The sequence below is a fragment of the Spiroplasma endosymbiont of Sarcophaga carnaria genome (genome assembly GCF_964019595.1).
GTDB lineage: Bacteria > Bacillota_I > Bacilli_A > Mycoplasmatales > Mycoplasmataceae > Spiroplasma > Spiroplasma poulsonii.
In genome coordinates this window covers 313,948-327,461 of record NZ_OZ026456.1, presented here as the reverse complement: position 1 = coordinate 327,461, position 13,514 = coordinate 313,948, and the positions used below count along the sequence as shown (strand labels likewise).

General features: G+C 25.9%; 13 protein-coding genes and 1 pseudogene. 11 read left to right on the top strand and 3 right to left on the bottom strand.

Annotation, left to right across the window (positions count from 1 at the left end):
* Nucleotides 1-2: 2 nt before the first annotated feature.
* Nucleotides 3-542: a hypothetical protein gene (locus AACK91_RS02040; protein WP_338963689.1), complete on the top strand. Its 540-nt coding sequence runs from the start codon at nucleotides 3-5 to the stop codon at nucleotides 540-542.
* An 18-nt stretch (nucleotides 543-560) separates the two neighbouring features.
* Here the strand turns inward: AACK91_RS02040 and AACK91_RS02035 are convergent, their stop codons facing one another.
* Nucleotides 561-1,022, bottom strand: a complete 462-nt coding sequence (locus AACK91_RS02035) for a hypothetical protein (RefSeq protein ID WP_338963688.1) — start codon at nucleotides 1,020-1,022, stop codon at nucleotides 561-563.
* 250 nt (nucleotides 1,023-1,272) lie between these two features.
* On the opposite strand from AACK91_RS02035, the gene lepA reads away from it, so the two are divergent.
* Both lepA and AACK91_RS02025 read left to right on the top strand, forming a co-directional pair.
* Entirely contained in the window at nucleotides 1,273-3,075 is a 1,803-nt protein-coding gene (lepA, locus tag AACK91_RS02030; RefSeq protein ID WP_338963687.1) for a translation elongation factor 4, read from the top strand.
* 230 nt (nucleotides 3,076-3,305) lie between these two features.
* A complete protein-coding gene (locus tag AACK91_RS02025) occupies nucleotides 3,306-3,479 on the top strand; it encodes a hypothetical protein (RefSeq protein WP_338963686.1) in 174 nt (57 codons plus the stop codon).
* 280 nt (nucleotides 3,480-3,759) lie between these two features.
* Here AACK91_RS02025 and AACK91_RS02020 read toward each other — a convergent pair.
* Nucleotides 3,760-4,743, bottom strand: a pseudogene (locus AACK91_RS02020) (IS30 family transposase).
* 149 nt (nucleotides 4,744-4,892) lie between these two features.
* Between AACK91_RS02020 and AACK91_RS02015 the strand changes: the two are divergent.
* The 8 genes from AACK91_RS02015 to AACK91_RS01980 all read left to right on the top strand — a co-directional run bounded on the left by AACK91_RS02015 (nucleotide 4,893) and on the right by AACK91_RS01980 (nucleotide 12,950).
* Nucleotides 4,893-5,855, top strand: a complete 963-nt coding sequence (locus AACK91_RS02015; RefSeq protein ID WP_338963247.1) for an IS1/IS1595 family N-terminal zinc-binding domain-containing protein — start codon at nucleotides 4,893-4,895, stop codon at nucleotides 5,853-5,855.
* Between the two features lie 359 nt (nucleotides 5,856-6,214).
* Nucleotides 6,215-6,613 carry a hypothetical protein gene (locus AACK91_RS02010; RefSeq protein WP_338963685.1) on the top strand — a complete coding sequence of 133 codons (399 nt, stop codon included), beginning with the start codon at nucleotides 6,215-6,217 and terminating at the stop codon, nucleotides 6,611-6,613.
* Nucleotides 6,606-7,223 (top strand): phage terminase large subunit, encoded by a 618-nt coding sequence (locus AACK91_RS02005; RefSeq protein ID WP_338963684.1) that lies wholly within the window; start codon nucleotides 6,606-6,608, stop codon nucleotides 7,221-7,223. The genes AACK91_RS02010 and AACK91_RS02005 overlap by 8 nt, the downstream gene beginning before the upstream one ends.
* Nucleotides 7,224-7,250: 27 nt before the next feature.
* Nucleotides 7,251-7,736 carry a hypothetical protein gene (locus AACK91_RS02000; protein ID WP_338963683.1) on the top strand — a complete coding sequence of 162 codons (486 nt, stop codon included), beginning with the start codon at nucleotides 7,251-7,253 and terminating at the stop codon, nucleotides 7,734-7,736.
* 27 nt (nucleotides 7,737-7,763) lie between these two features.
* Nucleotides 7,764-8,066, top strand: a complete 303-nt coding sequence (locus AACK91_RS01995) for a hypothetical protein (protein WP_338963682.1) — start codon at nucleotides 7,764-7,766, stop codon at nucleotides 8,064-8,066.
* Nucleotides 8,066-8,344 (top strand): hypothetical protein, encoded by a 279-nt coding sequence (locus AACK91_RS01990; RefSeq protein ID WP_338963607.1) that lies wholly within the window; start codon nucleotides 8,066-8,068, stop codon nucleotides 8,342-8,344. Before AACK91_RS01995 ends, AACK91_RS01990 begins: the two co-directional genes overlap by 1 nt.
* Entirely contained in the window at nucleotides 8,337-9,728 is a 1,392-nt protein-coding gene (locus AACK91_RS01985; RefSeq protein ID WP_338963681.1) for a hypothetical protein, read from the top strand. Before AACK91_RS01990 ends, AACK91_RS01985 begins: the two co-directional genes overlap by 8 nt.
* Before the next feature lie 3 nt (nucleotides 9,729-9,731).
* Nucleotides 9,732-12,950, top strand: coding sequence for a hypothetical protein (locus AACK91_RS01980; RefSeq protein ID WP_338963680.1), 3,219 nt, complete (start codon nucleotides 9,732-9,734; stop codon nucleotides 12,948-12,950).
* Nucleotides 12,951-12,978: 28 nt separating this feature from the next.
* On the opposite strand, the gene AACK91_RS01975 is transcribed toward AACK91_RS01980, so the two are convergent.
* On the bottom strand, nucleotides 12,979-13,509 hold the full coding sequence (locus AACK91_RS01975) for a lipoprotein (RefSeq protein WP_338963679.1): 531 nt from the start codon (nucleotides 13,507-13,509) through the stop codon (nucleotides 12,979-12,981).
* Between the last annotated feature and the right edge of the window lie 5 nt (nucleotides 13,510-13,514).

The window sequence follows — 13,514 nt, the reverse complement described above, 5'->3', positions numbered from 1 at the left end:
TTATGTATCGCTTAAAATCTTTAAAATATTTAGTTACAACAGCGTTAATCACGGCGTTGTTAGTAACAGTTGCCTATATTTCGCAGTTTATTCGGCTTGGGAATGGCAAAGGAATATTACAGTTAGCAGATGGGTTATTTTTATCCTTAATAACTTTGATTAAAGGACCAATGTTATTAATTAGTGGTGTGTTGTATGTTACAATTATTGATATTATTACCGATGGTTTTATTTTTATTCCAGTTTCAATTGTCATTAGAGTGTTAATGTTTCTTATTACTTATTTTTTAGCACGGGTGATAAGCCGCTATGGGGCAATCTTTTTAAGTAGTTTAATGCTATTATGATATGTTTTATATAGTTATTTATTATTTGGTTCAGCTGTTGCAATTCTTGAATTAATTAATGATGCAATTCAAGTTGCTGTTTCAACTGTTGTTGGTATTACCTTAGCTGTTGTTTTTGCTTGGGTTAACAAACATAGTACGAATAAAATTTGAGATGATGAACAATTTTGACATTATAAAAAGAGTAACCAATAGGATTACTCTTTTTGCTTGTTACAATGTTCGTGCTGATAAACTAATAATTTTTAAGGTTTCTTCAATTTTATCTTTTAGATAATTTAAATAATAATAGTTAATAACAGAGTCCCGTAACACTTGCAAGCTGTCTCCGTAGTTTGCTTCTAGTTGTTTTTTACAGTAGGCAAAGATTCGATCATTTTCTTGTCGCATATCTAGATTAACTTTAAAATGTTGACGGTATAGCTTGCGATATTCGTTTAAAGCATTACTAATGCGGTTATGGATGAATTCAGTACTTTGATCAATTACTTTCATAATTTGATAAATTAACCCTTCGTGTTGTTGTAACTTAACTTGTTTCGTATTGAATGTTTTTAAATTTTTTAGTAAGGTATAAAGCCAATCTTTTTTTGTATCAGAAATTTTCTCAATATTACTAACTAAATTTACTTCATTCATCAATTGATTGTAGTATTTTATAAAATCACTATCCATTAGTTTTCCTCTTTTCATCGTTATAAAAAATATTGATAATAATCGATTTATTTTCCCCTTAATTTCTAACTTGTATATTATATTATATAATATTTTTTCTTAAAATTCAAGCAAGCACTTTGTCCCCTAAGGGTTCGATAATTTGGATTTATGATGAGAATTAAGGTTGAAACAACTATCTTTTTTAAAATTATGTATAATAATATCAGAGAGATAACTGATCTTACTGTAGGAAGGGTTCGGGTTTAGAATGGATAAAAAATTAATTCGCAATTTTTCAATTATTGCCCACATTGATCATGGGAAATCAACCTTAGCTGATCGCATCTTAGAATTAACAGGGACTGTTGATAAACGAGAAATGCAAGAGCAACTATTAGATTCAATGGATTTAGAACGTGAACGGGGAATTACAATTAAGTTAAATTCAGTCCAGTTAAAATACCATGCGAAAGATAACCAAGAATATATTTTTCATTTAATTGATACGCCAGGACATGTTGATTTTACCTATGAAGTATCACGGAGCTTAGCTGCTTGTGAAGGCGCTATTTTGGTGGTTGATGCTGCACAAGGAATTGAAGCACAAACCTTAGCAAATGTTTATTTAGCAATTGATAATAATTTAGAAATTATTCCTGTCATTAATAAGATTGACTTACCATCAGCAGACCCAGAACGTGTTAAAGAAGAAATTGAAAAGTTAATTGGGATTCCAACGACTAATGCTCCATTAATTAGTGCAAAAACTGGCCTTAACATTGATCAAGTGCTAGAAGCAATTGTACAATATATTCCAGCGCCTTTAGATGCTGATGATAATAAACCGTTACAAGCTTTAATTTTTGATTCGCATTATGATAAATACCGTGGGGTAATGGTTTCAATTCGAATTAAACAAGGAACAGTCCATATTGGGGATAAGATTAAATTAATGAACACTAATGCGATTTATGAAGTAACAGAATTAGGGGTTAAAACCCCAAAGGAAGTTAAAAAAGATTTCTTATTTGCTGGTGAAGTTGGGTGATTAGCGGCAAGTATTAAAATGGTTCGTGATGTCCGAGTAGGAGATACGATTACAACTGTTGCTAATCCGGCCGTTGAACCATTATCAGGGTATAAAAAAATGAATCCAATGGTTTTTTGTGGATTATATCCGATTGATTCAGCAAAGTACAAAGATTTAAAAGAAGCGTTAGAAAAGATTCAATTATCTGATGCATCGTTAGTATATGAACCAGAAACTTCACAAGCATTAGGTTTTGGTTTTCGTTGTGGGTTTTTAGGGTTATTACATATGGATGTGATTCAAGAACGGTTAGAACGTGAATATAACTTAGAATTAATTGCAACAGCACCATCAGTAATTTATCATATTTATTTAACAAATAAGGAAATGATTACCATTGATAACCCAAGCGATTTACCACCCGTGCAAAAGATTGACCGGATTGAAGAACCTTTTGTTAAAGCAACAATTATGACCCCTGATCAATATATTGGCCCATTAATGGAATTATGTCAAAATAAACGGGGAACATATGTTAATTTAGAATATATTGATGATACCCACCGAATTTTAACATATGAAATGCCACTAAATGAAATTGTTTTTGATTTTTTTGACCGCTTAAAATCAATTAGTAAGGGTTATGCTTCTTTGGATTATGAATTTATTGGTTATCGTCCAAATAAACTAGTAAAAATGGACATTTTATTAAATGGCGATGTTATTGATGCGTTATCGATTATTGTTCATCGTGATTTTGCGTATGGTCGGGGAAAAGCATTATGTGCTAAGTTAAAAGAAATTATTCCCCGTCAAAACTTTGAAGTTCCAATTCAAGCTGCCATTAATCATAAAGTTATTGCTCGCGAAGATATTAAAGCAATGCGAAAAAATGTTTTAGCAAAATGTTATGGTGGTGATATTACTCGGAAAAAGAAATTACTAGAAAAACAAAAAGAAGGAAAAAAACGAATGAAGGCAATTGGGTCAGTTGAGGTCCCACAAGAAGCTTTTATGGCCGTTTTAAAATTAGATGATTAATTGCTATTCGCAGCAATTTTTACTGTAAATTATTTTTTTAAAATTTTTCTGAAATAATAAGTGATATAATAATGAGTATAAAATAGGATAGTTTAATAAAGTAGCGGGTGATGATAATGGTCAAAAAATTTAATAGTTTTTATCATAAATTTCTTAGTTCATTTTTGTTAATGTTACTTTTTTATATTTTCTTCTTCTGAGGAGTAGGGATAATTTATCAGCTTGATCATATGCTTTTTGATAATGTTATTTTTAATTTAGGATATATTGTTTTAATTTCCTTCATTTCTGCTTTTGTAGTGGGAATTTTAACTCAAATTTTAATTAATTTTCGTTATTATCAATATTCATTTGAACAGTGTAAATTATTATTAAAAACTAATTGATTAGTGTTATTAACATAGTCATTAAATTTAATTATTCTGACATTAATTTTGTATAATAATTTTCAAAAATATATTAATTTAATTAATAATCAACATTTTCAACCGTTATTATATTTAGTTTTATTAAACGTATTATGTAAATCTAAGCTCCAAATTTATCTCTTGTTATTTTAATAATAACACTTTTTAAAAGAAGTGCAACTATTTTTTTAAAAAAATAAATTATTTTTAAATTTACCCTATTTTTGGCATATTTAAACACACTGAAAAATAATTTATTAAATTACTTCAAATAAACTTATCTAAAATTCTCTAAAAATACTTCTTTTGAAGTTCTTCAATTAAGAACGGGCCTTAATTTTTCATTTATAATATCGACTACTAAATCTATTTCTTGTTGCGTAACAAGATTAAAATCTGTCCCCCTACCATATCGTTTTCTAAATTCACGGTTTAGTCTTTCAATTAATGGTTTTTGTTGTGGTTTACCAGGGTCACAAAAATAAACTTGTGTTTCAGCAAATATTTCTAATTCTCTTCATTTACTAAATTATTTTCCTCTATCAGTTATTATTCCTTTAATTTTCCCAAATAAATTATTACTTATAACAATATCTTTAAACTTTTCCACAACTTCATTAGCAGTATGATTTTTTAATTTCATAACAAAATAACTTTTACTATTTTGTTCAACTAAAACCAAATTACTATATTGATGCTCTTTTCCAACTACGGTATCCATTTCAAATCAACCAACATCAGTCTCTTTATTATCAATATCTCATATTGATTTAAATCTTTCATCTAATTTCCCACGATTATCAGGTCTTTTCTTTGTTCTATTTCTTCTACCACCATTTAATAAATTTTTCTTTAACAAACCCAAAAGACCTAAAAAAATTCATTTATAAAATGTTTTAAGACAGGCAGGAAATTTGATACCAAATTTTATTAAAAATCGCTGAATAATTTCTGCTGGTGAATCACCCAAAATATTAAATCGTAAATTTAAAAATTCTTGTTGTTCTTCTGTAAATGTAGGTATTTTTTTAATACACTTTTGTCGTTTTTTATAATAATCATCATGTGCCTCACGGGCATTATAATCTTCTATATTTGTAAATCTATTAATTTCTCTTTTAACAGTATTAATATCTCTTCCTGTTTGTCTTGATATTTCAGATAAATTAAGTGTGCCATTTTTCTTTTTGCAACTATCAGATAAAAATAAATCCTTAAAAAATCTTCGTTCATCATATTTTACATGTGTATAATCTTTCATTACTCTATATTTCCTCCAATTCTTTTATAAAAATAGTTATACATTAAATTTATAAAAAAGATAAATTTTCTTTAATTTTGTCGAAAACTCTTGATATTTATAAAATATACCTAAAATTAGGTATATTTTTAATATATAGAGGTAAATAAATGATGAAAAAAATAATTACAGAATTAATAAATAGCTTAACAGATGATCAATTTTTAGAATTTTATGAAAAAATAAAACAACAAGCAGACTTAATTAAAAAACAAAAACGTTTAAATGAAATTGATCAAAAATTTAGAGATAAAGGCATTATATGTCCTAATTGCAAATCTTTTCATTGTGTTAAAAATGGTCATAATTCCGAAGGAAAACAAAAATATTTATGTAAAAAATGTCGTGCTAGTTTTGATGCATTTCGTCATCATTTTACTTATTGAAGTCATTTAAATTATGAACAGTGAAATTTATTAATTCAAATTTCATTGTTAGGACAATCTAGTAAAATAATTTCTCGTTTTATTAAAACAACCCCAAAAACCGCTTGATATAATCGACAAAAATTAATGCAATCAAAACAATTAGAAAATACACAGTTAAAATTTAAAAAATTAAATGGTCAAATCCAAATGGATGAAACATTTATTAAAGAAATTCATAAAGGCAATTTTAAAGATAAATTTGATAAACGAAAAACTCATCTCGATCCATTTTCAACTGATACCAAATGCTGTATTCAAATGGCAGTTGATAGCAATAATAATATTTTTGTTCAATCCACCAATACCAAAAGATTACAAAAACAATGGATTATTGAAAATATGAATAAGCAACTAATTAAAGAAAAATCAATAATTATTTCTGATATGCAACCACTATATTTATTAGTAGCAAAACAAACAAATTCTACTCTATATTCCACCAAAACTAGTACAAACCCTGATACTAGTTATCAAAAGTTAAATAAGATTAGTAAATTACAATCCAGTCTTAAAGAAGCCTTAATTCATTATCATGGTTTGGGTTTCACTAATATTCAAAATTATTTAAAGCTCTGAAAATGAAAATACCAACACAAAGGTTTAACACCAAACCAACAATCAACGGTATTATATTTTAACGTTTAAAAAATTTAAAGCAAAATCATAATCTTACACAAAATTAGTTTTCAAATTGTCATATTGATGATTTTTTTTATTTCATCAAGAGTTTTCGACAAAATTAAAGTAAATTTTCACATTTTTTTAAATTAAAATTATTGACAAATATATTATTAATTATATAATTATATTGTAACAAGCTCCAATTTATCTCTATATGCTTGTATACTAAAATAAAAAGTAAAGTAATTTACTTTTTTTTATTTTGATGTAAAATATAAATAATAAAAAGAACCGCGATGGTTCTTTCATAGTTTTTATTTACTCTTTTATTTAATCATATTCATTAAATAATAGCAATTTTAATATGCAAAAAGGAGTAAAAAATGAAAGAATTTAATCCAAATAAAGCAAGTTTGGCAACTTTTTATCGTAAAATAGAGCAATTTTGAGAAAATAAATCACCCAATAAACCATATACTTTGAATGATTTAACCAATGAATTCAATCTTTCTAACAGATGAAAGCACGAAACTTACAAGAGCGAAAAGATAGTTCCTTTACTTGAAAAACAAGTTGATAGAATTGAAAGTGAAATAATTAACTTTATGATGAAATCACATGATGGTGCTAAATTATATTGACAACGAGCATTTAATTATAAATATTCACTGAAAGAAAAACAGTTAGAACAAGAATTAAACTTAAATAATCAACAACCAATAATTGTTAATTTACAAACGGATATTAGAGATATTAAAAAAGAAAGTGATAATAATGCTTAATCATTTTACTTATTTGTTAGAAACTCCTTATTGATTATTACAAAATAGTAGTATTGGTAATAAATATCCCTTTGCTAAAAAATATGAGTTAGTTAATGAAATTAATCAAATTGGAACACGATATAGTGGTAAGACTATTTCAAATATTAAAATGTTTGGTGAATTATTAAAAATTAGTTTATTAATTAAAGAACCAATTTGTATCATTGCTAGTATGTATTGAAGTAAGGATTTAAAAGATAGTGTATTTCAAAATATATGAAATATGTTAGATGAAAATCATATTCCTTATACTATTAACTTATCAAATTTTACTTTTACTTTATCAAATGGTAGCAAAATATATTGTAAAGGTTTACATTCACCAAGCCGGAAAGAAAAATTAAAAGCTTTTGCTGATTTGAATAAATATAAATTAGTAATTGATTGAAGAGAAGAATGTGACCAATTTCAACAAAAAGATTTAAGTGATTTAGAATTTGCTATTCGTGGTTATCAAAATAAAATAACAATTAATACATGTAACCTTGAAAGCTTAAAAAGATATATTGTTGATTATTGTAATGAATTAATGCCTTTTAATGAAGAAATAATGCGTAGTAAATATTAACAAATTAATTATATCGAAAAATGAAATATGAAAATTATTATTCATTATTCTAGTTGAAGACTTAATTATGAATTACCACAAAATAAAGTTAATGAACAATTAAGATTAGAACAATTAGATATTGAAAGAGCAAGAGTATGGAGTTGAGGATTGCCTGGTAATACTAGTGGTTCAATTTTTGCAAGATATATTGATATTATGCAAGCAACAGATATTATTCAACCAACTAAATTATTAGGTGGTGTTGACTTAGCAAACTCTACTAGCCCCAAAGGGCATACAACAGCAGCGAGTTTTTGAATATATAATTCATTTGATAAAAAAGCATATAAAGTAGCAGAATATGCACACTCAAATGCTACGCAACAATTTAAAGGACCATTAGAACAAGTTAAAGATATTTTAGAGTTTTACAACAATCAATTAAATCAATATTTTAATTTAATTCAGCAAGGTATATCAATTAATGTTGATGATAGTGCTTATGCAACATTAGAAAGTTTAAACCGATAGAAATATAATTATACTTTTGGTCAATACATGAATTTTAAACCAGCACAAAAGCAGAAGTTTAAAATAAAACATCGTGTAGAAGCATTTACAATGTTAATAAATACTAATCAATTAAAATGATTATGAGAAAAATGTCCTGTAAGTAAAACCCAATATGAATTAATTCAATGAGAAGATAAGCCCGATGCAAGAGAAGAACGAATGTTAGATTTATATGATGACACATTTGATAGTGATTTTTATGCTTTACACTTTGAATTAGTACCGATGGTTAAACATAATAGTTCAGAAGATTATAAATTATGACAACAAAGGGAGTGAATAACTTAATGAAAAAAGATATTTATGTAATACATGATGAACGTGTAATAAATGCAAAAAGACCATATATGTCTGTTTGTGGACAAGTTAAAAAAAGACTTTGTCAAGAATTAAATAAAGATAATATCGCAATATGTAATTTAAATTTATATAACGAATATATTAATAAATATCAAAAAGTTAAAGTATGTGTACAAGTTTTAGCAAATGAACCAAATTTATTAACAGTAAATATTATTAATTATGCACTTATTTTAAAATTAAAGGAGCAAAATAACAATGAATAATACTTTCCATAGTTTACCAAACTTAAATGATATTAATAGTGTTTTAAAATTTTATAATTATGATTGAACTATTAATTTAGCCAATATTATTGCTCGTCATCAAATGCGATTAGTAAATGGTAAAGATATTTTATTTAAGTCTCATCGTAAAGACATTTTAGAAAAATTAAATTGATGATATGAAACTTATAAAATAAAAGAAAAATTAGATAAAAATGAATTAACAGCAAGTTTAATGGGCAAAACTATTTTTGGTTTATTAGAAACTAGTGATGGAAATATTGATTTATGAATTAATCCTTTTAACTTTAAATCTCGTGTAAGTAAAATAAACGAAATTGAACAAGGTGCTGATATTTGATTAAATTATCATCAATCAGATAGTGGTTTTATTTTAAATTTAATTTGTACCAAAGATAAAATAGTTATAAAAGGTTGACCTAAAAATAATGAAGTAGTTGTTGGACAAAGTAAAACACAAATTAAAGATGATGTTAAACCTGTTTTAGTACAAGAATTTAAAAATAAATTAGGCATAGTTCCTTTTTGAGAAATGATTAATGAACCTAACCCCTTATTTTTATCTACATCAACTACATTAAACCTATGACCTACAATGGCAAATTGTTATAAATTACAATTTGATTTAGAAGATAGTTTTAATATTAAATCAAAAGAAAGATGAGCAAATCGTACTCATTGATATGGAATATTAGATGATGATTTAATGACTGCTTATAACAAAGGTAATAAAAAAGTATTACAAGATGCTTTTGATGATATTTTTATTCAATCAGGTCAATCAGCAGTAGATGGTCAATTATCCCAATCTTTACAAGTAGTACAAGGTACACCAACATTAGAAACATATACTGAAGACCAAAAAGCAATTATTGAACAAGTATACTTAGCATGTCATTTTTCTAGTCCTTTTGGTGATAAATCAGATAATGACCAAAATAAAACACAGTCATTATTAACTAAAACAAAAGACTTAGAAAAACAAGCATATTTACAAGCATATCGTAAGCAATACTATACTAAAATGTTTGATACTGTTTTAAAATATTATGGTTTATGAGATGGTGTTGGTGAACGAGAATATGGTTTTGATTTTGTTAGTGCTAGTTTAGTTGACCAAATGCGACAAAATGAACTAATTACTGCTAGATTAGATAATGGCACAATGGAACCAATAAGAGCAATTACTGAATATGATAATATTGATGAATTAGAAGCAACCAAATATTTTGAAAAAGTAGAAGCATGACAAGACAAAATGCAAGCCAAAGAAATAAAACATAATAATAAATTACTAGAATATGATGAAACTGGTAATAATCAAAATGCCTTACAAGGTAGAACAGAAATTAAGGAGAATTAAAAAATGAGTAGAATTAACCCAGCAGTTATCGAAGAATTAAGAAGACAAGCCCATGATACTTTAATAGATATCAGAGAAAACATAAAAGACAATCGTCATTGAATGGTCTTTCCTTTTAATGTTTATAGTTCATATATCCCTGATACTGAAACAGGATGAAAACCTAATAATGCCAAACCCAGTGATTATGGTAGTTATTCAAGAATATTTGATAATATGGAAAGTACTATAGCTCAATGACAAGATAGTTTAAAAATAGTCCAAAAATATAAAGGTGAAGAAATTAATATTTTAACGATTGATGATTTTAATAAACAACCAATTAACTCAACTATATGAGTAAATAATGAAACACCTTTTGCTATAAAATTAAAAGATGAAAATAATAATATTTATTGAAAATTAATTGATGGTGAAAATATTTATGATATTAATAGAATGTTAGAATACTCAAATCAATATAAATTAAGTTATTTTATTAATAATGATAATAAAGCCGATAATTTTTATACAAAAGAAGTTAAAGTTGGTAAATATTGAGATGCTTATATGATTGATGATAGAAGTTCAATTCAATTTGGTGAAGCAAAATTTGAACAAGTATTTACTCAACAATCAACTGAAAGACAATATACTTTATTAATTTTAGATGAAGATGTAAATAAATTAAATATTAATGATTATTATAATTTTTATACTGTATTTAATGATCGTGGTTTAAATATTGGTGGTGGTGATATTAATTCTGCACCACAAGATAGACAATGATTATATCCATCAAATGTTATTAATTATTATTCACCTTATGATGGTAGTTTTTTATGACAAGAAATTACCTTTTCAAGTATTAATGACAAAATTAGTAATAGTGGTTTATCAGTGCGACAATTTATTCAAACATCAGCACCCGGTGAAGGTTATTGTTTTCCTAAAATAACTTATGATGGAAAATTAAATAAAGGAATTATTGAATTAGATGATATTTTATTAAAAGACCCAGGTGTTAGAGCAACGGCAGTTAAATTTTATGGTAATCCTATCTTTTTTGATATGCCAGTTATTGGTCGGCCAATTATTAAAGGTCAATTTAATCAAAAAGTTATGAATTCCCGTGATTTATTAATGTATAACATGTATCCTGCCCCACCTGACAAAGTAAATACTTATGCTGCTCCAGAAGTAAGTTGATATAACATTCAAGGTATTCAACCAACAATGATAACGGGTTATGAAGATTGAAAAAAAGATATGGAAAGTAGATACGACTTTTGAAATCAAAAAAATAGTGAGGGTATTGTAATAACTGATAAAGCTAGTTCAACAGCAACTAATCCTACGGTTGGGACAACTATTCATAAAGAAGATAATGACTCTAAATTTTATTGGTCTAAAAATTGAATGATTACTCCACCAAACAAAATAAAAGTAAATAATGAAAATGTTAATAATATAATTAGTACCCAAGCATCATCATATTTTAGAAGAAAAGATGAATTTGGTAATACTGTCGGACAAGTTCAAATTGAATATAATAAAATGGGTAAATGTAATGTTTGAGATATTTTAAATATGAATAATTTTATTAATCGCCAAATTACAGTATTACCTTTAAACTATACGCAAAAGTTAGTTTTTAATCCTTTTACGATACCAGGTGGAGTTGGTAAGTTCTTAAACTTTATTTCATTTGGTATTCCCTGAGGATGAGTAATTAACCAAGATGAAAAAACTTGACCTAATTTTCAATGACTTAATGGCTTTATGAGTGCAAATATTTATAGTTTCTATAATGATGCTTTTTGGTCTGAAAAATCAAAAGGTAAAGGTTATTTACCATTTGAAATATTTAGAGAACAAGGAAATGATAAAGTTGGTGCTATTTTTGGAGCAAATGCTACTAGCTTAGGTTTTACAACTTTATTAACAGATAAAATACAAGGTACTATTTTAACTAAGGATGGTAAACCAACAGAAGAATTAGTTTATTCAACATATAATTTAAAACAATTAAATGAAAAAACAAATAGAGTTTATTTAATTAATGAATTAGTAAGAGCAGTAGATGCTCAAACACCAGTTAGTGATAGTGAAAAAGATAATTATTGTGAATTCTTACAAACACCAGATGGAACAAATTGTAGTTATATTATTGATATTTTTTCAATCCAAGCATTATATAAAGGTAATTTTGAAATTATCTTTTATGCTGATAACCCATATACAAATAATGAAGAAGATTATTTACGCTTATCAGTATGGAGTTTTCGTGGTAAAACAAAAAGTACATTAAATAATTATTTACGCGATATGACAACTAATTATAAAACTAGTTTCTTACTCCCACATGATTATGAAATACCAACATTTAATTACCCACAATATGTTCTTCCACCAGTACCATATAATTACCCAGAATATACAAAAGATATTATGCCCTCTATTGCAGTACAACCATTAAAAACTAAAATTACAGCACCAGCACAATGCCAACTTGCACCAGCACCATTTGGTGGTGTTAATTTATTTGATGATAAAACAAAACATAATGGTTATTATGAAATGGAAATTGATTTAAAACAAATTGACCCAACTATTCAAAGTATCAGTAAATTCCAAGATGCTTATAAAACTATCGAAATAAGTAATCTTAATAATATACAAGTAGAATGTTGACAACCAGATATAGAAAATTTTATTCCAAATAGAAATGTTAATTTATTAACCGGGTATGCAAATTGTAATAAAACAATATGTTTGTTAGAAGATTTAAATTTATTAGAAAGTGGTTATTCACAAGTTGATAAAGTTAATTTTCCAAATATTTTTACAATAAATACGAAAGAAATAACTAATGATATTAAAACGCTTGATACTTTTAAAACTAATGGATTACCAGAAAAATATTATGAAAACACTTATGAACCTAGAAATAAACCTCCTTTAGGGCTTTGAAAAATTTACTTTTTATTACAAATAACAAAACTATATAATAATGATAATGATAAAATTAAAGAAATAAAATTACAAGCATATTATACTAATGATGTAAAATTAAAAATTAGATTTTCAAAAGTATTGATTGCTAAATTAATAGGAAAACCAAATACTAAAATTAATTTCGGTAATGATAAAGATATTACAATAGATGTTTCTAACCCAAATGTTTTAGGTATTAGAAATAAAAGTGATAACCCTGTTAAAATTACATTTAAACCAAGATAAAAGAAAAAGAGATTTTACATCTCTTTTTTTATTCACCACCAACTTTTACATTACCATCATTATCAATAATTAAATCTAGTTTCTCAGTATCTAAATTTCAACGATAAACCGATTTAAAATAGGTTTTATTTTTTATATATTCTCGTCATTGGACGATAGAAACGATATTATTAATTTTACCAATTACTAAATCTACAGGAAAATATGGAGCTTTATATAAAAATAATTCATAGTTACTTTTTAAGTCTATTTCTTTTGTTTGCTTATCAGAAAAAAAAGTATCATTTTTAAACTTACTAGTTTCTCACTTATTTTTTGGGTTTGTTCTTCAAACTACATAATATCATTTATTATCAACTGTATTAAATGGTTTTTCTTGGGGTGTTATTCATTCTAAATTATTTTTAATAGTTTCATTTGTTGTATTTATTTGGTTTTCTTTTTTTAAATGTTCTAATTCTTCTTTTGTATATTCTTGTGCTTTATTACAAGCAACTAAACTTGTTGTACTTGTTCCTATTAAAGTGATTGTTCCTATAAGACTTAATATTTTTTTCATTTGAT